Source organism: Cytobacillus firmus, assembly GCF_023657595.1.
GTDB lineage: Bacteria > Bacillota > Bacilli > Bacillales > Cytobacillaceae > Cytobacillus > Cytobacillus firmus_B.
The window spans coordinates 4,016,848-4,039,795 of the sequence record NZ_CP098323.1; the positions used below are offsets into that span (position 1 = coordinate 4,016,848).

A 22,948-nucleotide genomic window follows, 5' to 3' on the forward strand; every position below is an offset into this window, starting at 1 on the left:
ATATAAACCATTGGATATCAGGAAGGCTCTCTATTCCCGCCCTGGAGCTGTTCAGCTTTACGAGAAGAATGCAAAACCGAAGTGAGCCTACCATATCCATTTAAAAGTATTGCTCTGTTATTCAACTCTTTCAAGGCGGGGGTTGGGGCGGTAACGGCGTCCTGCCTTGGCAGCGTGCTTGCCGTCTATCATTACATTATCTCCCGTGAACCCAATGGTGATCTTAAGAAGGCTGCTTCCCACACCATAAGTATCAACTGGAACACCCTTTTCTTCAAAATCACGGATTCGGGATTCGGTGAAGCCTCCGCTCACCACAATCTTCACATGGCCGAAGCCTTCGTCATCCAGCGCTTTTCTTAGAGCAAAAATCAGTTCAGCATTGACTCCACGCGGGTCAAATGTTCCCAGGACATGCTGATTTCTTAAGAAATATTGATCAATCATCGTTCTGGAGGTGTCAACCCGGACACCTTTAAGTTCATCGCCAAAAGCCCTTGCGACTTTCAGTGAGTCAGTGATTGCATCATTGTTATAATCTACAAGAGCAACTAAATCGTCTTCAGGAAACGTCTCCTGATAAGCTTCAGCAGCCGCAACGATATCTCCCTTAAACATTTGAATCAGCGCATGCGGCATTGTTCCCATGCCCTTTTTGCCCCACCATTCGTTCATGGCATGTGTTGCCTGGGCTGTTGCACCCCCAATATAAGCTGCATATCCATCACCAGCCTGGGTGGTGTAATGATCATCCCGGTCTCCCATGAATATGACCTGTTTTTGAACACCGGAAACTCCTGCTGCTTTTACCACATTATAGACATTTGTGGCAACCGAAGTTCTTCTGGCCAATATGCCGTCAATGATTCCTTCGAGATAGCCGAAATCCTGATATCTACCTGTTATGGTCATTATTGTTTCAAAGGGTGAAATCTTGTCACCATCTTTTAATGAATGGATTTCCAGATCATCCGGACGGTCCGCAAATGTTTTTAATAACGCAATAACTTCATCTGTCCCGCATAGAACGGCATGACTCTTTTGAAAAAACTGCATAGTTACAATTTTATCAACGTGATATTTCTTCACAATTTCTCTGGTCTTTAGGAAGTAAACCGCTGAAAACCAGCCATCTCTTACACGTTCATCAAATTTAAAAGTCTGGTTTGTCAGACGCTTTATTTCTCCCTTAACCTTCATTTCAATCTCTTTCATCCCAAGCTCCTTACAAACATGAAAGAAAGCAGGCTTGCCTGCAGACTTGGCGTAGCAAGGAGCAGGCCCCTAAGCCGGCAGGACGCCGGCTTATGAATGCTTTCTTCGTTATCGTAGTAGTTATTCATATTATTTTAAACATGCAAGTAAAGAATACCATGGATTAATTTAATGTACTAGTGTCTTGTATGGATTCAAGATCAGCCGCAGTAATAAGGACATCCCTTGGTTTGCTGCCTCTATTTTCTGAAATGAATCCTTGTTTTTCCATCATATCAATCAGCCTGGCTGCCCTATTATAGCCTATTTTAAATCTTCTTTGCAGACTTGAAGTGGAAGCAGAGCCCTGATCAACAACAAACTCGCATGCTTCAAAAAACAGTTCATCTTCTTCTTCAATGGCTTGGGCTTTTTTCAGAAGCTCTTCCTGCTCAAATAAGTAATCAGGTTCTTGTTCCCTGCGTACATGGGCTACGACATCATCAATTTCTTTGTCTGAAACAAATGTCCCTTGGAGCCTGACCGGCTTTGAGGATCCATTTTCAAGGAAAAGCATATCTCCCCGGCCCAGCAGCTTTTCCGCTCCGCTTATATCAATGATTGTTCTTGAATCAATTTGAGATGACACAGAGAATGCAATCCTTGTTGGGACATTCGCTTTGATTAAGCCGGTAATAACATCTACGGAAGGCCGCTGGGTTGCGATAATCAGATGCATTCCGCATGCACGGGCTTTCTGTGCAATCCGGCAAATGGCTTCTTCCACATCGGCCGGCGCCATCATCATCAGGTCTGCCAGCTCATCAATCACAATGACCATAAATGGAAGCTTCTCTGAATATTGCTGATGCTCTTCAGCCAGCTCATTAAAACGGTTTATATCCCGTACACCGGCATGGGCAAATAATTCATATCTCCGCTCCATTTCCTCTACAGCCCACTTCAGGGCAGCTGTTGCTGCTTTTACATCGGTAATAACCGGGCTGACTAAATGGGGGATTCGATTATATGGTGCAAGTTCGACCATTTTCGGGTCAATCAGGAGAAGCTTTAATTCATCCGGACTTGCCTTATACAAAAGGCTTACAAGGATCGTGTTGATACAGACGCTTTTCCCTGATCCCGTTGCACCGGCAATTAAACCGTGGGGCATTTTCCTTAAATCCGTCACAATCGGCTTTCCTGAGATATCGAGGCCAAGCACAGCAGTCAATGGGGAGCTTCCATTCTGGAACTCAGGGGTGTTTATGATCTCACTGATAAATACCGGACGGCTGCTCTGGTTTGGAACCTCAATGCCGATTGTATGCTTTCCTGGAATTGGTGCCTCAATCCTAATATCCCTTGCTGCCAGACTAAGCTTGATATCATCCGAGAGGTTCGTGATTTTATTCACCTTGACCCCCGGTTCAGGCTGCACTTCAAATCTTGTTACAGAAGGTCCTTGCGTAACATTGACTACCCTGGCCCTGACATTGAAATTCTGCAGGGTGGAGTTTAACATTTGTTCCTGTTCGTAAAGCCAATCAGATGCTTCATCCATGATTACCGGCGGTGTCAGTAATGTCCGCGAAGGGAATTGGTAATACGAAATGTCATCTTCCGCCCGATATATCTGCTGTTCCTTCATCCTGTCCGATTCCGGTGAAGTCGGGTAATCCTCAATTCTTTCCGCTGAAGCAGCAGTCTGCTGGATGCTTTCAGATGGAAACACCGTGATATTATTTTTTTTTTCATCTGCAGGCTTTGATATTTTTCCCTGCTGGTTCATTTTTTTTCTGTCATTGTTCAGCATAATGACGTTGAATGGGATTGACCCTCTGGAAGAAGGCTTTTCCTCTTGAACATTTTTTTCCTGCACTGGATTCGGCATATCTTCATTCTCTGATTCTATGTTTATATCCTGGATTAATTGACTTTCCTCTAGAACCTCTTCAGCCTCTGGTTCAGGGATCGCATTAGAATTTAAATCATCCTGTCCGGAAAGTTCTGCTGTGTCTTCTGTGTATTCTTCTGTTTCTTCTTCATGAAGAGCCTCTTCAATCATATTTGCGAGCGATCTGCTGACTTCAGATTTTTTTTCATGATCAATGCTCTCTTCATGGTTTGAAAACTCATTGCCTGCTGGTTTGGAAGAATCAGGATGGATGACAGGTTCCAGCTCATCGTCCAATGCTGCATGTGTTTCCACTTCACAGGGTTCTTTTTCTTGGTTTTCCTCTGGAACTTCAAACATTAATTCAGATGCTTCACCTATTTTATATTTTTTTGCTGCCGGTTCCTCTTTTTCCAATGCAGCAGCCTGTCCCTGGAAAGCTTCCAGCTTATCAGTAATGACGGTTTTTCTTTCTTTTGGCGAATCAGCAGCAGTCATCTTCGGCCTATTTTGAGGCTTCTGCTGAATTTTGCGCATAACCTCATCGTATGTAATTTCCCTGCGGTTATTTTCCTGTTCCCCGTTCCCTGATTGATCCTTAGGAGTGTTTGAACCTGGTCTCTTAAAACCATATATCGGGGATGGAATTTCTGTTGGCTGGAAAGGCCTTTTCTTATTGGCAGCCTCTCTTTCGTTGCGGGTCAGGATTTTTTCTTCACTTGCAGGTGATGGCGCAGTCTTTTTTTGCCGCTCCCTTTCTGCGGAACGGGGCACCCTTTTTTCATGAAATGGAGAATCTGCCGGTTTTCTCTGCCGCTCCGTTTCCCTTATCCTTGGCTGCCGTTTTTCAGGTGTTTCTTTAACCGTCTGCCCGCGTGTATACTCCTGCTTTTGCTGCCTCTTATTATCCCGGGCTGCTTCATGGTCAGGTATGACCGGAAAACGGAATTGGCCTTTAGGATATTGATAAACTACTTTAGCGTCTATATCTCTTGAACTTTCTTTTGTACTTTGAGAAGCAGGCTGTTTCTCTTGATTTTGCTCATCCGCATGGTCTTCAAATTCCTCATAGTCTTCATCATTATCTTTAAACATATGGAACAGCTTCTTAATCCAGCTCATTTATATCAACTCTTTCTATCAAAAACTTTGTTAGACTATCTCTATTATTTTAGCAGTTATTCACAGATTTTGAATAAGAAATCCGAGAATGAGTCCTTTTAAAGGCAGAATGGGTAAATTTACAAACAAACGAAGAGCTGCAGACATACTTTCGACTCAGAGCAGTTAAAAGATTTATTTGTACAGACATCTGACTTTTTTCACAGTTCTGTTTTACTTTTTAATAGAAATAATTGATTGTTATATAATTCGAAAACAAATAATCACTCCTGGGGGTTTATTTCCCTTTTTTCAGAATGGATCAGCACGGTTAACAAAAAGACTCTTTTCGTATGAATTGTTGTATTTTCACCTATCAATGCTGCCCGTTTATTTCCGCTCCAGGATGCTCAGCGAACCGTGGGCAGGCGCTGAGCATCCTCGACGCTGCGCGTCTGCGGGGTCTCACCTGTCCCGCTACTCCCTCAGGACTTTGAATATACTTTCTTGAGTAAAACACCGCACGAAGAAAATGCGAAGGCATTTTCGAGGATCTCGCCCCTTCCGCTACAATCAACTCAGTAAATAATATACAATTAGCAACAAACCTTGCGAAAACAGCCAATAAAAAAGACCACATTGAAGTGGCCTTTAAAAGCTATTTCTTTTTATTCTTACCCAAAATAAATATGGGTTCAAACTCTCCATTTTCGTATAAAAATGATAGGGAAGTAATGGGCACTCTTCCGCTCGCAAAGAAACTCATAGTCATCTGGGCGAGAACGTCATAGCCTGTTTCATTTTTAATATCAGCAATGATTAATACATCCTGATGCGGAACTGCCACTGCCATGGTTCCTTCTGCTTTCCTGCTCATTTCTTTAATGAACGAATCATTCAGTATCCTGCTTGCATCATATCCATCATTCTTATTTAAGAAATAGAAAGTATTGCCTGCTACAGTATCCGATTTCATATCTGTCGAGAGAGATCTTACATTAAATAGAGCCGTTTCTTTAATTCTTTCCGGATTCCAGCCCTCTTTTTCCATTAGCTGTGCATCAATAAGTCGATACGTTTTACCGAGGTCAAGGGCATAATAGATCCGGGTTTCAGCCGTGTGTTCATCTGTCAGAAAAGGAACGCCTTCCTGTGATTCACCCGGAAAAGAGGTTGATCGAATGACCGGAAAAATGTTTTTTTCATGCCCGGATAAATGAGCATCCTCCACCATTGCTTCCAGGCCTTCTTCCACATAATAAACGACTTCGTCAATCGCTTTTTCCTTTTGCTCCTGCCATTTAGCTATAATGCCCGGCAGAGAGATGGTAATCCCCTTTCCCGTGTTCTTATTTTCTATTCTAAGCTGATCTTTTTCCCTGTCAAAAGAGAAAGTTCGGTTCTCTTTTGCTAAGCGCTGCTCCAATTCATTTTTCATTTTCCTGCTATCCATTTTCATATATAAGCCCCTCCTTTGGGGATTGATTTCCGACTATCATTTTACACTAATAAACCCTCCTGCTCAAAAAAGATGCAGGAGGGCATAAAAGCGGAAGTGACTTGCCCGCCACTGAAATCGAGGGGGCAGGCGCTGAAGCTGTTTTATCAAATAATTGCCAGGCCTAGTTTTCCAGAGTTTGAATAAAGTTCTCGATTTCTTCCTGAGTTTTGCGGTCTTTGCTGACAAAGCGGCCGAGCTCCTGACCATCCCTGAATCCAATGAAGCTCGGAATGCCAAAGACATCAAGCTCAATGCAAAGATCAATGAATTGATCGCGGTCTACATAAACGAAATTATAGTCCCTATATTTTGCTTCAATTTCAGGCAATACCGGTTCAATCACCCGGCAATCAGGACACCAGTCTGCTGAAAACATGAAAATGTGTTTCCCGCTGCTGCGCATCTCGTTAAATTGCTCTATTGATTCCAATTTTTTCATTTCCTTCCGCCCCCTGTGCTGATATGTAGGTCTCCATATTGGATCCAGCCTTTTTTCCTCATATATTCAGATAATATCAGGCTGATGAGAGCGGGTCCAATAATATGCAAGATGATGACCTTCATCCAAACGTCCGGGCCAAAGCCCATCGTGGTAAAAGTCATAATCTGGCCAACAAGCCCGCTTGTACCCATCCCTGCCCCTGCAGCATTGTTTTCCATCAGCCAGATGGTCGTGCCAAACGGTGCGAGGATCGCACCTGCGATTGTAGGCGGAATAAGGATGCGAGGGTTCCTAATAATATTAGGCACCTGAAGCATGGATGTTCCAATTCCTATCGCAATTAAACCGCCCATTTTATTTTCCCTGTAGCTGCTCACAGCGAAGCCGACCATTTGTGCTGCACAGCCAATTGTGGCAGCTCCTGCTGCAACTCCGTGCAAATCAAGCATAAGCGCAATGGCAGCTGAAGAGATGGGAGCCGTCAAGGCAAGTCCCATTAATACCGCGACGATGATACCCATGAGGATCGGCCTTTGTTCGGTTCCCCACATGATCAGGCTGCCAAAGCTTTTCATCCCAAAGTCAATTCCGGGTCCAATAAGTGTAGATACGACATAACCCGATGCAATGGTTACAAGCGGTGTTACAATGATATCCACTTTTGTTTCCTTACTGACCAATTTACCAAGTTCCGTGGAAATAAGGGCTGCAGCGAAGCTCCCTGCCGGCCCCCCGAGAGCCGCGCCTGCAGCCCCGCTTGCGATGGCTGAAAAGACAACCAGCGGCGGTGCATTCAGTCCGTATGCAACTGCCACTCCAATGGCAGGCCCCATCAGCCCCATTGCCAGAAGGCCCATTTCCTGCAAATATTTGATATCAGTCTGTTCCCCAATTGTCTTAATAATCAGCCCGATGATCAGCGAAGCAAACAAGCCCAGCGCCATGCTGCTCAGTGCATCTATAAAATAAACTTTAGCTGAAAGGGTAACCCCTTTTCGATTCAGGAAAGCTCTCATAATTTTCCCCCTATGTAAAAGTTCTGCATTTATAAGATAACATATGTAAAGACACTTGTAATATAAAATCTTCTGTATTTTTATTGTTCTTTTGTCAGGGGCTTTCTATTATATAAATTAAAGATTCAGCTGCTTATTAAGACAAAACAAAAAAACGAAGGGCAGCGCCCCTCGTTTTAGTTATTCATTTGAACAGAATTGGCTATTTCCATCATCGCAGCGGCGTCAGAGGATAAATTTCTGGTTTTAGCCTGCGTTGATAATTTTACGCCTCCAATCCCAACGACCAATTCATGTTCGTCTTTCTTTCCGCTGTTAATTAATAGGAAGCCATTATGTCCCTCTTTTGTAAACGTCTCTTTAACTTCAAATTCATCTTTCTGCTTTAAGGTAGCATCATAAACAATCTTGCTGTCCGAATCTTCATGCTGGTTGTAAAAAAGGATGTATCGTTTCGAACCATTTTTTAAGATGATGTTATTTGGGCTTTCCTCTTCTACTTCATAGCCGAAAGGCAAATAATATTCTATATCTTCAAACTTATGATTGGTCTTTTCAGGTGATTGGTTAAATGCTTCCTCTGCAGCATTCTTTGCGGCGGTTTGCTCTTCTTCCAACGATGCTGAACAGGCACTGAGCAGTATAAATGAAATAAATAAGAGCAAGGCTGCGGTGAATCTTTTACTCATTCTATTGTCCCCTCCTTGCATGGATTCTCATATCCTTCCCTATCATACATTTCTTCTCAATAGTCTGACAACCCTTCATATCAGGATTGGCAGCCTTTTCACTGCGTTACTTCCTAGAAGAAATGTTAAAATATAAGAATATTGCATAAAGGAGGAAAAAGAATGGAAATAACCGTCTATTTAGCAGGTGAAATACATTCCAATTGGCGCAATGAAATAAAGGAAAAAGCAAAATTATTACAGCTGCCTGTTCATTTTACAGGTCCAATGGAAAATCATGACCGTTCTGACATGATTGGAGAGGAAATTCTCGGGACGCAGCCGGATGCAATACTTCGAGATGAAGCTGCTTCAGGCATTAATAACTTAAGAACACAGCTTCTAATGCAAAAATCAGATCTGGTGATTGCATTATTTGGTGAGAAGTACAAGCAATGGAACACCGCCATGGATGCAAGCGCAGCTGCCGCACTTGGAAAGCCGCTGATCCTTATCCGTCCAAAGGAACTTCACCACCCTCTAAAAGAGCTTTCAAGCAAAGCAAATGTTACTGTTGAAACTGTCAGCCAGGCATTGAAAGTTTTGTCGTACATCTTTGAAACCGAATAAAAAAAGGGGGTAGCGCTATGCTATCCCCTTTTTCTATATTCATATTGCCCGATAAGAAGTTTCATGACATGCGAGAACATGGCAGCACGGTCAATCTGCCCATTTGTAAAAATTCCAACTGCTCCTTCATTTTTACGGACGTTTTCTATTTGTGCATAATCATCCATGACAGGGCCCAGTTCTTCGCCAGCTGATAGCCTTTCTGCAACAGCATCAGGAAGAGGAATCCTTGCTCCGCCTGCAATAATCGGAGGCTTTTCTTTTTCCGCCAGAGCCCCCCAGTTACAGAGAAAAAGCCCATATTCTGTTTTTTGCACACCTCCCTCTAACCCAATGCCGATTTGACCTCCGGATATTTCAAGTGCTCCAAAAGCTCTGTTAATGGCCCCTTTAATGGTTTCTTCATCAGAAAATGGCTGATCATTCACTCCCGAGGGCACATCTTCGGACATAATGTCTGCTTCATAATCACTAAAGGCCGCCTGTACTGCCGAAATCTTTGCAGGATTTTTTGAACCAATGATGATTTTCATAAATGCTCCTTTCTTTTGACAGGAAAAAGAGACAGCACCTGCTGTCTCATCTGATTAACTGTTTTGACGAATTGTCTCTACTGTTGAACGGTCACAAGACTTTACAAGTTTAACAAGCAATTCTTTTGCCGCTGCATAATCGTCGACATGCACGATGGATGCATGTGTGTGGATATAGCGGGAGCAAATGCCGATTACTGCACTGGGAACACCTTCGTTGGATACATGAACTTTTCCGGCGTCTGTTCCGCCCTGTGAGACGAAATACTGATATGGGATGTTATTCGTTTCGGCTGTATCCAGTACAAACTCCCTCATGCCCCGGTGCGTTACCATTGAACGATCAAGTATTCGCAGCAGAGCTCCCTTGCCTAAGTGCCCGAACTCGTTTTTATCCCCTGTCATATCGTTGGCAGGGCTTGCATCCAGCGCAAAGAAAATATCAGGAGTGATCATATTCGCTGCTGTCTGTGCACCTCTTAAGCCAACCTCTTCCTGAACTGTTGCTCCTGAATAAAGGATATTGGGAAGAGCTTCATTCTGGACTTCCTCTAAAAGCTCCACAGCCAAGCCGCATCCGTAACGGTTATCCCAAGCTTTCGCCAGTATTTTCTTTTCATTCGCCATTGGTGTGAATGGACAGATAGGCAGAATTTGCTGTCCTGGCTTAATGCCTATTCTTTTGGCATCTTCACGGTCATCCGCCCCAATGTCAATCAGCATATTCTTTATTTCCATCGGCTTTGAGCGCTTTGCTTCGTCTAAAAGATGCGGAGGAATGGAACCGATAACTCCTGTCACAGGTCCCTGATCTGTAATAATTTGTACTCTTTGTGCCAGTAAGACCTGGCTCCACCAGCCTCCAAGTGTCTGAAAACGGATCATGCCATTATCTGTAATGCTTGTGACCATGAATCCCACTTCATCCATATGTCCTGCTACCATTACAGTCGGGCCGCTTTCATCCCCTCTTTTAACTCCGAAGATGCCCCCCAGCTTATCCTGAACAACTTCATCTGTATATTGGCTGATTTGTTCGCGCATGAATTTCCGGACTAAATGCTCGTTTCCAGGTGCCCCCGGCAACTCTGTCAATGTTTTAAAAAGCTGCAAAGTTTTTTCGTTCATTTATTCTTCTCCTTTTTCAATCAATAGATTGTCTATGCAGATATGTATAAAGTGAAACTTCAATCAGTGGGGAGTGCTTTTCTCCCTGCTGATTGTTAGTTGCGGCCCACAGGAAGTGGGTCACAAAGACGTTGCCACAGGACGTGGCGTTCTTAGTCTTTGTTCGTTTTTCGGGCCTTTACGGGCAGTTTGACCCTCACTTATCCTCCTTTAATTCATCTTAGATTTGAAGCGGGGGTCTTACTGCCCGTTAGACTGCGATGATCTTATTTTACAGAACTTTCATACGTCTTTCCACCATTTCAGCCAGGAAATTTCGACTGACGAAATGCAATATTTATTTTAGTTCCAGCCTATTTTTGGTAAGATAGATTTGGAAAACAGAAAATTTTAATAATGAATTGCTTATATCATCAGCCTGGGGAGGTGCAATTATGAATTGGAAATCTTTTATGTTAGGTGTAGGAGTTGGTTTGGCAAGCGGATACGCAGCAAGGGAATTGCTTTCGCAGAAAACTTCTGTTTCCCCGGAAAAAGCTTTAGCTAATGCAAAGGATGCCTTTAAGCAGGAAGGTCCGATTAGTGGTTCATGGATTCAAATGAAAGCTGAACCTTATGAAAAGGGACATTTAAAATATCAGGTCTATAAGGGCGGCATTTCAAGATTTTCCGGTGAGGAAGCCGAGCAGTATGAGTTCATTGCTGATGCAGAGACTGGAACCATTTTGGACGTCTTCCCGCTGCATTAATCGCCAGCAGCCGAGTTGTATTAAAAAATCCCCGGATGGGGATTTTTTAGCTTTTTTGCTTTTCCACTTTTTCAGCAATATTTCCTGCTTCATCCCACTTGACTGCCCTGTAGAAAGCATCGTGGTAAAAAGTGAACCATGCATTTTTCTTCATCCCGTATTCCATCCATTTTTCCTTGGCGCTGATGGAATCCATCGGGTAGTCATCATAAGCGAGGACCCATAAAACATTTGCATGGGCATGTGTTGGCATGATATCAGCCATATGAATGACGGTATCGTCTTCATCTTCTATAACCAGGATGGAATGTCCGTCACTATGGCCGCCTGTATGCACCATTTTAATAGGGCCGAGTGTCCACTCCCCATCAAAAACTTCCACCTGATCCTGAATGGACTCCCAGTTTTCCTTCCAATATGTATTTCTTGAGCGAATATTAGGATTTCTCATTTCCTCCCATTCCACCCGTGATGCGATGATTCTGGCGTTAGGATATACTGAAGAGAACTTTCCTTCTTCCGGTTTCGTCAGTCCGCAGGCATGATCAAAATGAAGATGCGTCATAAGGATATAATCGATATCCCTTGGAGACAAACCGTGCTTCGCTAAATCCTGTTCAACAAACGACTCTTCAAGCGCTCCGAAATTCCTCTTCTGTTTTTCATTCAGTTTCCCATTTCCCAGACCAGATTCGACTAAAATATTCTTACCTTCAAATTGAATAAGAATGGGATCTGTTCTCAGCTCGATCTGATTTCTTTCATTGCATGGATATCTTTTTGACCACAAAGGCTTCGGAACTACTCCAAACATGGCTCCGCCGTCAAGATATGTGACACCGCCGCGAAGCCAGGACAGCTTTAAGTTATTTAACTTCAATGTTTCCATGAAAATCCCCTCCAGTTATGATTTCTGAGCAAGCGCTCACTTTCCCTTTACCACATCATAACATTTAAGCGCTTACTTATAGAAATATTTAAACTATTTATGCGCAAATACAAAAAATAAAAAGTCTATCCATATGGATAGACTCAATTATCTGTATTGCACTTCACACCGGAATATACGGCTTCCCCTTGATGAGAACTTTTCTTCATATTCGGTCATGATGTTTCCTTCAAAGTCACTATTGTGAAGATCGAGGCTGACAAATGTCAGCAGCATGCCATAATCGGAAAAACTCATAAGAGAAGATTCAAACAGTCCCTGGTTATCGGTCTTGAAGTGAATTTCTCCCTTACCCACAAGAATATCTTCATAAATATCCAGGAAGCTTCTATAAGTCAGCCTGCGTTTTGCATGACGCTTCTTCGGCCATGGATCTGAAAAATTGAGGTAGACACGATTGACTTCGCCTTTTTCAAAGTAGTCCCGAAGATCATTTGCGTTTACATTCAAAAGCTTTATATTTGGAAGCTCTTCCTCAATGATACGATCCAGTGCGGTGACAATCACGCTTTCAGCCAGCTCAATTCCAATATAGTTAATATCCGGGTTTGCTTTTGCCATACCAGTTATGAAGCGGCCTTTTCCTGTCCCAATTTCTATATGAAGGGGCTGATCTTTATCGAATGCTTCCTTCCACTTTCCTTTATATTTTTCAGGTTCTGAAATTACGTATTGAGGATATTCGGCTAATTTATCCTTTGCCCAGGGTTTATTTCGCTGTCGCATTTTGACACTCCTAAAAATTAATATCGTTCAAACAATATCATGCCCATCACTGTGATGCAACTTTATTTTTTAAATTGGTTTATCCCTTGCCTGCAGTTTAACCTAATGGCATTTAAACACTTAAATTACATCCCCGCATGAATAAATAAAAAAGGAATCCACAACCTAAAAGTGAATTCCTTTTGCACTTATTTTCAGATTCAAAAGAAAGGGTGTTTTTCATGCCGCTTGGACACCACGATCAATTAAATTTATTAAAAGATATTTTAAGCAATCATCAGACAGATTGCTGTGGCTCTATTTCAGAATGTGAACAATTGGAACGCCTGGTTAAATCATTAATGATCAACGGAAACATTAATCAAAACGTAAAAACAGTATTAGAAGAAATTTATGAATACAGTCAGCATGGAATCAATTCTTCCCAATTGGATACCCACATTGAATCCCATCAGAATGATTTATCACAATGGGTACAGGATATTGATCAATTTTCGTAAATCTCAAAGAAGCTCATCCAGGTAAGAAAGCCACTTGTCCATTTCCTGGAATCTGAATTTATTTTTATGCCATTGGATAGATGTCAAAGTCTGTGCAATCACATACCATTTCATGCGGAGCAGCAAATCCTCTGTCAATTGAATGCCATACCGCTCAAGCCAATTCGGCCATTCTTCTTTAGGAATGTACCAATATAGCAGCATGCCCAGGTCGATGGCGGGATCTGCTATCATGGCTCCATCCCAATCAATCAAGTACAGCTGGTTGTTTTCCGCAAGCAGCCAGTTGTTATGATTCACATCGCAGTGGCACACCGTATTTTCTTCACAGCGGATATGCGAAACTTCTTTTTTAAGGAAATCGACCGACTGAATAACAGCAGCCTGCTCCTTCAAATCACAGTCCAGCTCTTCCTCTATCAAATGCAGAAGAGTTTCAGGCTGCAGCGGAGACTTCCCCATTCTTGTCAGCATACCAAGCAGCGGCTTTGAAGAGTGGATCTTCCTCAAAAGCTTTGCCACGCTTTCCCGGTTCATGTCAGAAGCTTTCAGCTCCCGTCCATTAAGCCATTGCTGGGCAGTTATAACGTCCCCATTTTCCATTCTTTTTGTCCAGATAAGTTTCGGGACGATTCCTTCCGCAGATAGAACCGCCAGGAAAGGAGAAGAGTTTCTTTTAAGAAAAAGCCTCTGCTCATCGTTCTTTGCATAAAAAGCTTCCCCTGTTGCCCCTCCGGCGGGAACAATCTCCCAGTCATGTCCAAATAAATGTTCCAAAATTGTTCACCTGCAATTTAATAAGCCATTGTAGAAAAGCGCAAGCGCCTTGCCCACCCATATGAACGCAGACTAAGTTCGCCACGTCCTGTGGCAACGTCTGCATGACCCACATCCTGTGGGCCCCAAGCACAAGACGAGCCTCCCAGAAAGGCGTTCTTTGCCTTTTGGGAGGATTGGCTTGTGACCTCGAGGGGGTAGGCGCTGGAGCTAGACAATTCTCGAAGTAAAAATAATTAAGAGTTGAAAAATAAGCCCTGTTTTTTGCATCAAGACTTATTTTGCCATGGCCGATAAAAAGGCCGTTGCTTAGTAATGTTATGTTCTATACAACTATAATGCATTTTTGCAAATATAGCTGTTTATCAGGTTAATTAAGTAAAGCACCAATAATGCACAAAGGTAATCAGCAAATATAAAACCACTAATGTAACGGAACTAAAAATAAAAAAAAGAGCTATTGATGTAAGTTCCTCACAATAGCCATCTTTATAAATTTTATTCTTACTGGCTTTTTTCGTCAAGTGCATCTATTTAGGTTTACGGAATATCATCAGGAAAAATGATGTTTTTTCAGGTGTTTATATCAGTATTTTCTAATTGAGGGTAATGTTTGCAGAAAAAAGCAGCAGCCTATTTCTATTTTCTGCAAACCAGCACATATGAACTTATTGGCGGAATTGTCAATCTGGTGCTTATCTTGCGTATTGTGGAATTGCCGGCGGTATATTCATCTGCAATAAGGTCCCAATCCCCGTCCGGAAGCAGAATTTCTTCTTCCGTCGCTGAAGGATTGATAATAACTGCTGCGCGGCTGCACCCGGCATTTTGATCAGAGCTGGTTAAGACATATCCAATTAGCGGTTTTTTAATATCCATGAACCGCATGGAATTCCGGATTAATTCTGCATCGGCAAGCCTGAAAAGAGGAATTGACCTTCTAATGCTGATCATCCCTTTAATATATTCAACATTATTGAAATAACGTGATTTTCTCTCCCAGTCCAGTTGATTGATGGAGTCTGGAGCCCGGTAGCTGTTTCCATTCCCGCCTTTGGTCCGATAAAATTCCTGCCCGCTATGCAGAAATGGAATTCCCTGTGACAGGAGTACCATTACGGTTGCCAATCGGTGCTTTTTTTGCTGTGTAATCGAATCCGCATTTTCAGAACAAACCAGGATTTTATCCCATAGAGTGTGATTATCGTGGGATTCCACGTAATTTACTGATTGCGATGGGGAAAGGAAGATGCCTTTCTCCTTTTTTTCAAGGCCAATGCTTCCGGCCAATACCTGCTTTGCCGCATCATAGTAATGGTCATTCCCTAACGCGTATCCTTTATCATATAAATTAAAGGTGCTGCCTTTGATGGAATCTCTGAACCAGTCATTGAATTGGCCGATTCCCGGCAGCTTTTCCTGATTGCGGATGCTTGCTTTCCGGTCTTCCGGTATAGGGGTATTCAAATCCCAGCCTTCTCCAATGATAATGACAGCAGGGTCAATTGATTCCGAAATTCTGCGAACCTCATTCATCGATTCGATATCGAGGATACCCATCAAATCAAATCTGAAACCATCAATTTGATATTCCTTCATCCAGTATGATACGGAATCAGCAATAAATTTCCTGGCCATCAGGCGCTCAGAAGCAAAGTCATTTCCAACTCCGGTGCCATTTGAAGGCATTCCATATTGATCATGTCGGAAGAAATAGCCCGGTACGATTTTTTCAAAAGAAGAATGCTCACGAATATATACATGGTTGTAGACTACGTCCATTATGACTCTAAGCCCTTGGGAATGAACAGCCTGAACCAAAGCTTTCAATTCTCTAATCCGTGAATACGGATCCAGGGGATCAGAAGAATAGCTTCCTTCCGGGACATTAAAATGGAGCGGATTATAACCCCAGTTGTATTCTTCTTTTGGACTTTTTTCATTTACACCTTCAAAGTCATGGACAGGCAGAAACTCAATGTGAGTTACACCGAGCTGTTTGACATATGACAGGCATGTCGGCTCCCCATCACTGCCAACAGTGTTTTTCTCGCCCGCTCCCAGATAAAGGCCTTTCTGTTGTGCCCCGCTCCCTGGATGGATGGTAAAATCCCTAATATGTGTTTCATATATGATAGCATCTGTCGGCTGATGGAGCGGTGGAAGCTCAGGCTTCTTTATTTTTGTACTTTCCAGATTGACGACAGCCCCATATTCACCATTCATAGCCGAGGACACAGCATATGGATCTACAGCTTCTTTCCACTCCAGGTTAATGCATACCAGGAAAGAATAAAGAAAACGATCGAGGTCGCCGGCTGCTTCACAGCTCCAGACTCCCCTCTCGCCTCTTGTCATTGGAAAAAGCTCCGCTTCCCCCTCCAATGCTCCTTTTAACTTCAGCTTTACCATTGCGGCTGTCGGAGCCCAGAGCCTGAAGCACGTTTTTTCTTTGCTGTATGATATACCTAGAGGTCCGTCATAATAGAACTTCTTATCAAAATCACTTGTTCGAATGACCGCTCCGATTTGCAGGTCTGTTTTTCCGCCATGTTCATCCACTATCCAATATTGTTTCCCGAATTCCACATCATGGTCTATTTTGCATGTATATTTAACGGCGTCCTCAATCGGGTTGCTTTGCAATATGTCTACAGGAAACTCTTCCTCCACGTCTGAAAGGAGAGAGAACCCGGAAGAACGTCCCTGATGATAGCTGAAAGGAAGTAGAATCGTAATGATGTGCATTTCATCCAGGTATGCATTAAAAGTCCGTTCAATCGTTATCATTCCGAACTCAGCTCCTTTGCTTAGTAGGACGGTAATTTAAGAGCAGCTCTCTCCTAAAAGTCATCACCCTTCTTTAACATATCCTTTAATTATTGAAATGAATTCCGGGCAAATAGATGCTGAAATCGGTGTGCTGCCCAGAATCTCGCCATCTGCGTGGGCAGGGATGGGGTGTGAAGAACGAATGCTGATATTTCTGCCCTGCAGGATTGCGACTTCTTTAAATCCTATATGTCTCCCCTTGAAGACAGAGGCAAATACAAACAAAAGTTTAATCCTGGATATATTGTGGACTACCGTAACATTTAGAATTCCATCAAAGGGGTTTGCATCCGGAGAAATCTTCATACCGCCTCCGTAGAATGGCTGATTGGAAATAGTGATAAACCAGGCTGACCTTATTTGATGTTTTTTTCCGTCAATGATGATTTCAAGATCAGAGCATTTATAGAAAAACAGCTCTTTTATAAGAAAGAGAGCGTATACAAATTTGCCCAGAGAAAGCTGATTCAAGATACCCTTGATCTTTGAACTGTTTACTTTCCGGGAAATCAGTGCATCAAATCCTGCACCCATATTATTAATAAAATATGTTGTTTTCCCATCTGTGTGTCTAATCATTCCGATATCGCCCTTCACAGAATGACTAATTCCCTTAAGTATTGCGGTTAAAGATTCCTCCGGGTCTTTAGGGATATCAAAGCCCCGCGAGAAGTCGTTCCCGGACCCTCCCGGAATAAACCCGACAGTCACATTCTGATGACCCGCCGCGCCATTCATCACTTCATGAACCGTTCCGTCTCCGCCCACAGCAACAAGATACAACCTTTGTCCGCCTGCCTGTTCTATATAAATCTTTGCCAATTCCCTGGCATGGCCGCGGTATTCTGTCCTGACGGCAGAGTAAGAGATATTTTCCTCTTGCAGCTTCTGCTCAACCTTTCCCCAGACTTTCAGGCAATAACCATTTTTCGCCTGCGGATTAATAATGAACATAAGTGGATTATCCCCGTGGAACGTTTCAGGATTCATTCCGATTCTCCCACTCCAGTCTTTTGACTGATGCAGTCTGGCAATATTGAAGCAGTGCCTGTGCTCCTTTTAATTGAGCATGCTTGAGGGGAGAACGCTGACTTCTCATTGCCTGAAACCATTGATCATAGGTCCTTTTCTCGACCAGCTGTACATCTGCCGGTGCTGCAGGATAATCAATATAGCCATTTCGTGTAAGTACAGCTTTTTTAACCGGCAATTCAATAGAATGAATTTCAAATATTTTTCGGATAATTTTTTCTGTTCTATTTAATGCAAGCAGCGGATTCAGGACTTTTTTTTCTTCCCCTTTTCCCTTTTTTGTCCAGAATCTATCCCTTGAACCTGTGAATACCGCTGAATCTTCCTGCTCCAAAAAGCTGATGCACCATACCTCTGTCGGTCCTATGACAATAATTTCTGTTTCAACAGGAGCCCTTTTCAATAAAAAGATCGGATTATACATGACAAGATACGTATCCGGATATCTCTGCAGAAAATATTTTAGCTTTTCATCATAATAGTAGTGCTTCTCGGGAAAGGATTTTTCCGTTAGTGTGGAGGTTGCCCATTTCATCTGGAACCGGTAAAGCTGGTCCAGAAACTGGTGTTTTAGATTCTCAATTGTTTCTGGACGTACAGCAAACCAGGCTTCAAATTCAAGCACATCTTCCTCCTTTTTCACTTTATTTTCGACAGGATCATATTGCTCAAATTCTTCATTCCTGCCCCTTTTTAATAACCCCTTTATTTTTTCCATCAGCGGCTCTTTTTCTTCATCGGACCAGTCCGCTGTGCCCGAAGTATCACGCTGCGCGGGTCGAGGGGTAAAGGATTCATTTGATTCCCACGTTTTATGCCATTTATCCCACTGCTGTTTTTTCAGCCTGACAAAACGGGAAGGATATACAAAAATGTCCTGCTGGTAACGTGATACATAATCCTGCAATTTAATTAACTGTCCCATTCTCCTAGCCCTGCTTTCGTAAATAACTTTCTATCTATCATTTACTGTTTAAGTATGTAATTATTTTATTCCGCCAAAAGCGGAAAGATGGCAATACTTTCATATTTCGGCGATTTATCCAGATGAGTTTGATATAGAACAACTTCTGAAGCCTCAAACTCGAGGTGCCCGTCTTTAAAAGGACTGTTAGCATCGAGCAGACTTTGCTGAAATGGACCTGTCCCGGCCCATTTTCTTGCCATGGTTATATGAGGCTTAAACGGTCTTGTCTCCAACTTAAAGCCAGCTTCCTGACAGGCTGAATATACTTTCAACCTTAAGTCTTGAAGATGTTTGTCCTGCTGTGTTCCACACCAGAAAATTCTTGGCGCTTCTTGTTTTCCGAATACGCCAAGTTTGCTGATGTACAGCGGAAAAGTCTTTCCGTTTCTGATGGAATCAGCGATAAGCCCGGATGCTTTCTGCAGTTTTTCTTCAGGGGCCGATCCAAGGAATGCTAAAGTAATATGATAATCTTCATGGTGAACCCAGCGGCTAAAAGGCAGTTTGAGACTTACACATTCCATATATTCCTTTAACTTTTCCTTTGTTTCATCCGGCAATTTCACCGCAAAGAAAAAATGAGCATTCATTTGTTTGGACACTTGATATTCCTCCATATTTCCACTTATTTTAACAAACATCTGTTGAAATTGGCAGATAGTTTCTGTTTGTCCTCTTATTTTTGTCATCCATCCAATTCCTTTTGATTTGATTGGAATAGTCTGTTTTAGTATGATGGATATATTACGGATAGATATAGATTTCCTTTATCAGGATGAAAATAAACAAATGGACATAAAATAACAAAGATAATAGTTCTATATATTAAACTTCCTTGTTATTAAATAAAGTCATATTTGAAAGGGAGAGTCAGATGAAAGTTGTCAACAATCTTGCGGACTTAATTGGAGATACACCACTTGTGAAATTAAATAAGCTGGCACCTGAAAATGGCGCAAGCATTTATGCAAAGCTTGAATTCTACAATCCAAGCCGCAGTGTAAAAGACCGCGCGGCATATAATATGATTATCGAAGCGGAGAAAGCAGGCAAATTAAAACCTGGTTCAACCATCATTGAACCAACAAGCGGAAACACCGGCATCGGGCTGGCAATGAATGCAGCAGCACGCGGCTATAAGGCCATTCTGGTTATGCCTGATACTATGACAGCAGAGCGCATCAACCTTTTAAAAGCATATGGAGCAGAAGTTGTCCTGACTCCTGGAGATGACAAAATGCCCGGTGCTATTAATAAAGCAAATGAACTGGCTAAGGAAATTCCAAACAGCTTTGTGCCAATGCAATTTGAAAATAACGCTAACCCTGATGCGCACCGCCACTCAACTGCCATCGAAATTATTGAGGCTATGAAGGAAATCGGCAAACCACTGTCTGCCTTCGTTGCCACGGCAGGTACGGGCGGCACGATTACCGGCACAGGTGAAGTTCTGAAAGAGCATTATACGGGGTTGGAAGTGCATGTAGTGGAGCCAAAAGGCTCGCCCGTCCTATCAGGCGGAAAGCCTGGCAGGCACAAGCTTGTCGGCACAAGTCCCGGATTTGTTCCGGAAATTCTCAATACGGATGTTTATGATGAAATCCATCAAATCAAAGATGAAGAAGCATATGATACCACACGCAGAATGGCAAGAGAAGAAGGGATATTAGTCGGTCCATCCTCAGGTGCTGCCTGCTATGCCGCCATCCAGGTTGCAAAAAGGCTAAAGCCGGATGATGTTGTCGTATTCATCGTCTGCGATACCGGAGAAAGATACCTTTCAAGCGATCTGTTTCAGTTTGAATAAGCTAAGGTAAAAGACCCCAGGAAATATTCCTGGGGTCTTTCGTTTAAGAATTATCTAATTTTAACCGTCAAGCTGCCGCACTGTTTTTCAATAGCCTCTTCAAAAAGGTTCTGTAATTTATTTGTGATGGGACCAGGACTTCCATTACCAACCGGCTTTCCTTCAATCTCGATAATCGGAGTAACTTCAGCTGAGGTGCTGGACATAAAGACTTCATCTGCTGCCAGCAAATCTTCCTTAGTAAAAGCTGATTCTTTAAGTGCTATTCCATTTTCCCTGCAGATCTCATTGATCTTGCGGCGGGTAATGCCATTTAAGATCAAATTTGTTGCAGGGTGTGTATAAAGTGTTCCATCCTTTACAATGGCTATATTAGAAGAACTTCCCTCAGTCACCGTATCTCCGCGATGCTGAATGGCTTCAAAGCAGCCGGATTGGGCTGCTTTTTGCTTCGCCATGATGTTGCCCAGCAAATTCAGGCTCTTTATATCACATCGCAGCCAGCGGATGTCTTCAATCAGAATAGCTTTAACTCCATTTCTCATTGATTCAACCGGCCTAGTGGTTTCACGGGTATAGGCGGTAAGCACCGGTGCAACATCTGCACCAGGATATGCATGATTTCTAGGAGACGTCCCCCTGGAAAATTGCATATAAACAATACCCAGTTCAAGATTATTTCTATCAATCATTTCTATAAGCATCTGTTTAAGCTGATCCTTGGAATAAGGAATGTTCAGCTCTATTTTATTGCCGCTTTCAAGAAGCCTTTCAAGATGCTCATCTGCTGTAAACATTTTTCCGTTATAAACGCGGATTACTTCATAGACGCCATCACCAAATTGATAACCGCGATCCTCAATATCGACTTTCGCTTTTGAACGTTCGATCAAATTACCATTCAAAATGACATATTCCATTTCCCGACACTCCCTGTATTTGATTTGTATGTCTATCTGTCAGCTGTATTTAAAACCTTTCAGCCATCCTATCAGGTTTCAAAGTTATTTCGCAAGTTCATAAATCGCCTGTGCATAAATGGCTGCAGCCTTTAACAAATCCTCAATAAACATATATTCATCTTTTTGATGTGCGACATCTTCCCTGCCTGGGAAGAGCGGGCCAAATGCAACTCCTGATTTCAATGAGCGTGCATATGTCCCCCCGCCAATGGATAAAAGCTCTGCCTTTTCGCCAGTCTGCTGTTCATATACTTTTTTCAGTGTTTGAATCAAAACATCATCTTCTTCCACATGATGAGGCTTGGCATCTGAGAAATTCTCCAATCTGAAATGTTCGTTTTCGATTAGAGACTCAAGCTTGTTTTTCGTTTCTCCCATATCATTTGTAACGGGATAGCGTACATTAAAGCCTAAACGGCCGCCATTTTCCTTCGTATATAAAAGTTTGCCTACATTGATGGTTAAGTCGCCTGTAATATCATCCGTGCAGGCGATGCCAAGCTTTCTTCCTCTGGAATCATCACATAAGTATTGTGATACAAACTGAAAATATTGGCATGCCTTCTCATCCAGCTGAAGAGAAGCCAGGAATGATGCCATCAGTATACCGGCATTTTTCCCATTATCAGGCTCCATCCCATGTGCTGAGATTCCCTGGAGTTCGAGTATCAGCTCGCCATTATCTATGTAATACTTGCCTTCAAGCTCTGTCTTTTTCAGGAAATTAATATACCTTTGCACCACTTCAGTATGTTCAAGGTGAACCACAAGACTGGCTTTTGCAAAATCAGGAACCATGTTATATCTTCTTCCTGCCTGGAAATAGACAACCTCTGCCAATACTTCTCTGTCTGCTTCTTCGTTGTATCCAGTTTGGACAAGATCAAAATCAGAGATGCCTTTTTCAGCATAAATAATTGGGAAATCTGCATCCGGAGCAAATCCAATTGAAGGCATTTCTTCGTGTTTGAAATAATGCTCCACACAGCGCCAATCGCTTTCTTCATCTGTTCCGATAATCATTCGGACCCGTTTGCTTAAAGGCAGCTCTAATTCCTTCACAATTTTCATGGCGTAATAAGCAGCCATCGTTGGGCCTTTGTCGTCAATCGCCCCTCTGGCAAAGATCTTTCCATCGCGAATCTCTGCACCAAACGGGTCGCTTGTCCATCCATCTCCTTCCGGAACCACGTCAACGTGACAAAGTACTCCAACAATTTCTTCGCCTTCGCCGAATTCCAGATGACCAGCCAGGCTGCCGACATTTTTTACAGTGAATCCATCCTTTTCACCAAGTGCAAGCATGAAATCGAGCGCTTCTTTTACACCTTCACCAAGGGGAGCATCTTCTGTTGCATTCTCTTCATCCAGCAGACTTCTGATTCTCAAAAGGTTTTGAGTATCCTTTATTAATTCATCTTTTCTCTTATTAACCTCTTTTTGCCAATCCAATACGTTCATACAGTTGCCTCCTTAACTTGAACATTTATGATTTCCCCATTATAACCCATTTTGTCCGCCTTTTGCTTATGGGATA

General features: G+C 42.6%; 21 protein-coding genes. 4 read left to right on the forward strand and 17 right to left on the reverse strand.

Going from position 1 to position 22,948, the window contains the following annotated elements; all coding sequences use genetic code 11:
• Window positions 1-117 precede the first annotated feature (117 nt).
• From NAF01_RS20265 to NAF01_RS20290, 6 genes are all read right to left on the reverse strand, one after another.
• Window positions 118-1,215 (reverse strand): nicotinate phosphoribosyltransferase, encoded by a 1,098-nt coding sequence (locus tag NAF01_RS20265; RefSeq protein WP_197213075.1) that lies wholly within the window; start codon window positions 1,213-1,215, stop codon window positions 118-120.
• Between the two features lie 163 nt (window positions 1,216-1,378).
• On the reverse strand, window positions 1,379-4,213 hold the full coding sequence (locus NAF01_RS20270) for a DNA translocase FtsK (protein ID WP_250801032.1): 2,835 nt from the start codon (window positions 4,211-4,213) through the stop codon (window positions 1,379-1,381).
• A 637-nt stretch (window positions 4,214-4,850) separates the two neighbouring features.
• Complete coding sequence (locus NAF01_RS20275) at window positions 4,851-5,651, reverse strand: DUF1444 domain-containing protein (RefSeq protein ID WP_197213071.1); 801 nt, start codon at window positions 5,649-5,651, stop codon at window positions 4,851-4,853.
• A gap of 163 nt (window positions 5,652-5,814) precedes the next feature.
• A complete protein-coding gene (locus NAF01_RS20280) occupies window positions 5,815-6,132 on the reverse strand; it encodes a thioredoxin family protein (RefSeq protein ID WP_197213069.1) in 318 nt (105 codons plus the stop codon).
• Window positions 6,129-7,151: a PTS sugar transporter subunit IIC gene (locus NAF01_RS20285; protein WP_197213067.1), complete on the reverse strand. Its 1,023-nt coding sequence runs from the start codon at window positions 7,149-7,151 to the stop codon at window positions 6,129-6,131. The genes NAF01_RS20280 and NAF01_RS20285 overlap by 4 nt, the downstream gene beginning before the upstream one ends.
• 176 nt (window positions 7,152-7,327) lie before the next feature.
• Window positions 7,328-7,840: a hypothetical protein gene (locus NAF01_RS20290; protein ID WP_197213065.1), complete on the reverse strand. Its 513-nt coding sequence runs from the start codon at window positions 7,838-7,840 to the stop codon at window positions 7,328-7,330.
• A gap of 162 nt (window positions 7,841-8,002) precedes the next feature.
• Between NAF01_RS20290 and NAF01_RS20295 the strand changes: the two genes are divergently transcribed.
• Window positions 8,003-8,449, forward strand: coding sequence for a YtoQ family protein (locus NAF01_RS20295; RefSeq protein WP_163142289.1), 447 nt, complete (start codon window positions 8,003-8,005; stop codon window positions 8,447-8,449).
• 20 nt (window positions 8,450-8,469) lie between these two features.
• On the opposite strand, the gene NAF01_RS20300 is transcribed toward NAF01_RS20295, so the two are convergent.
• Window positions 8,470-8,982: a DUF84 family protein gene (locus tag NAF01_RS20300; RefSeq protein ID WP_048010826.1), complete on the reverse strand. Its 513-nt coding sequence runs from the start codon at window positions 8,980-8,982 to the stop codon at window positions 8,470-8,472.
• 54 nt (window positions 8,983-9,036) lie between these two features.
• On the reverse strand, window positions 9,037-10,110 hold the full coding sequence (locus NAF01_RS20305) for a M42 family metallopeptidase (RefSeq protein ID WP_197213060.1): 1,074 nt from the start codon (window positions 10,108-10,110) through the stop codon (window positions 9,037-9,039).
• Between the two features lie 434 nt (window positions 10,111-10,544).
• Here NAF01_RS20305 and NAF01_RS20310 point away from each other — a divergent pair, with 434 nt between their 5' ends.
• Window positions 10,545-10,859 (forward strand): PepSY domain-containing protein, encoded by a 315-nt coding sequence (locus tag NAF01_RS20310; protein ID WP_048010824.1) that lies wholly within the window; start codon window positions 10,545-10,547, stop codon window positions 10,857-10,859.
• Between the two features lie 46 nt (window positions 10,860-10,905).
• Here the strand turns inward: NAF01_RS20310 and NAF01_RS20315 are convergent, their stop codons facing one another.
• Together NAF01_RS20315 and trmB are read right to left on the reverse strand one after the other, a co-directional pair.
• Window positions 10,906-11,748, reverse strand: a complete 843-nt coding sequence (locus NAF01_RS20315) for a YtnP family quorum-quenching lactonase (protein ID WP_048010823.1) — start codon at window positions 11,746-11,748, stop codon at window positions 10,906-10,908.
• A 147-nt stretch (window positions 11,749-11,895) separates the two neighbouring features.
• The gene (gene trmB / locus NAF01_RS20320; protein ID WP_250801033.1) at window positions 11,896-12,534 is read right to left on the reverse strand and encodes a tRNA (guanosine(46)-N7)-methyltransferase TrmB; all 639 of its coding nucleotides are present in this window, start codon (window positions 12,532-12,534) and stop codon (window positions 11,896-11,898) included.
• 221 nt (window positions 12,535-12,755) lie between these two features.
• Here trmB and NAF01_RS20325 point away from each other — a divergent pair, with 221 nt between their 5' ends.
• Complete coding sequence (locus NAF01_RS20325) at window positions 12,756-13,034, forward strand: YtzH-like family protein (RefSeq protein WP_250802508.1); 279 nt, start codon at window positions 12,756-12,758, stop codon at window positions 13,032-13,034.
• A gap of 3 nt (window positions 13,035-13,037) precedes the next feature.
• On the opposite strand, the gene NAF01_RS20330 is transcribed toward NAF01_RS20325, so the two are convergent.
• From NAF01_RS20330 to thpR, 5 genes are all read right to left on the reverse strand, one after another.
• The gene (locus NAF01_RS20330) at window positions 13,038-13,811 is read right to left on the reverse strand and encodes a phosphotransferase family protein (RefSeq protein WP_197213056.1); all 774 of its coding nucleotides are present in this window, start codon (window positions 13,809-13,811) and stop codon (window positions 13,038-13,040) included.
• Window positions 13,812-14,450: 639 nt separating this feature from the next.
• Window positions 14,451-16,601 carry a type I pullulanase gene (pulA, locus tag NAF01_RS20335; RefSeq protein WP_250801034.1) on the reverse strand — a complete coding sequence of 717 codons (2,151 nt, stop codon included), beginning with the start codon at window positions 16,599-16,601 and terminating at the stop codon, window positions 14,451-14,453.
• A gap of 63 nt (window positions 16,602-16,664) precedes the next feature.
• Window positions 16,665-17,633, reverse strand: coding sequence for a diacylglycerol/lipid kinase family protein (locus tag NAF01_RS20340; protein WP_250801035.1), 969 nt, complete (start codon window positions 17,631-17,633; stop codon window positions 16,665-16,667).
• Entirely contained in the window at window positions 17,623-18,600 is a 978-nt protein-coding gene (locus NAF01_RS20345) for a nuclease-related domain-containing protein (protein ID WP_250801036.1), read from the reverse strand. The genes NAF01_RS20340 and NAF01_RS20345 overlap by 11 nt, the downstream gene beginning before the upstream one ends.
• A gap of 65 nt (window positions 18,601-18,665) precedes the next feature.
• Window positions 18,666-19,244, reverse strand: coding sequence for an RNA 2',3'-cyclic phosphodiesterase (thpR, locus tag NAF01_RS20350; protein WP_250801037.1), 579 nt, complete (start codon window positions 19,242-19,244; stop codon window positions 18,666-18,668).
• A 272-nt stretch (window positions 19,245-19,516) separates the two neighbouring features.
• Here thpR and cysK point away from each other — a divergent pair, with 272 nt between their 5' ends.
• Window positions 19,517-20,449: a cysteine synthase A gene (cysK, locus tag NAF01_RS20355; RefSeq protein WP_048010817.1), complete on the forward strand. Its 933-nt coding sequence runs from the start codon at window positions 19,517-19,519 to the stop codon at window positions 20,447-20,449.
• A 50-nt stretch (window positions 20,450-20,499) separates the two neighbouring features.
• On the opposite strand, the gene dat is transcribed toward cysK, so the two are convergent.
• On the reverse strand, window positions 20,500-21,369 hold the full coding sequence (gene dat, locus NAF01_RS20360; protein WP_250801038.1) for a D-amino-acid transaminase: 870 nt from the start codon (window positions 21,367-21,369) through the stop codon (window positions 20,500-20,502).
• An 84-nt stretch (window positions 21,370-21,453) separates the two neighbouring features.
• Entirely contained in the window at window positions 21,454-22,872 is a 1,419-nt protein-coding gene (gene pepV / locus NAF01_RS20365) for a dipeptidase PepV (RefSeq protein WP_250801039.1), read from the reverse strand.
• Window positions 22,873-22,948: the final 76 nt, after the last annotated feature.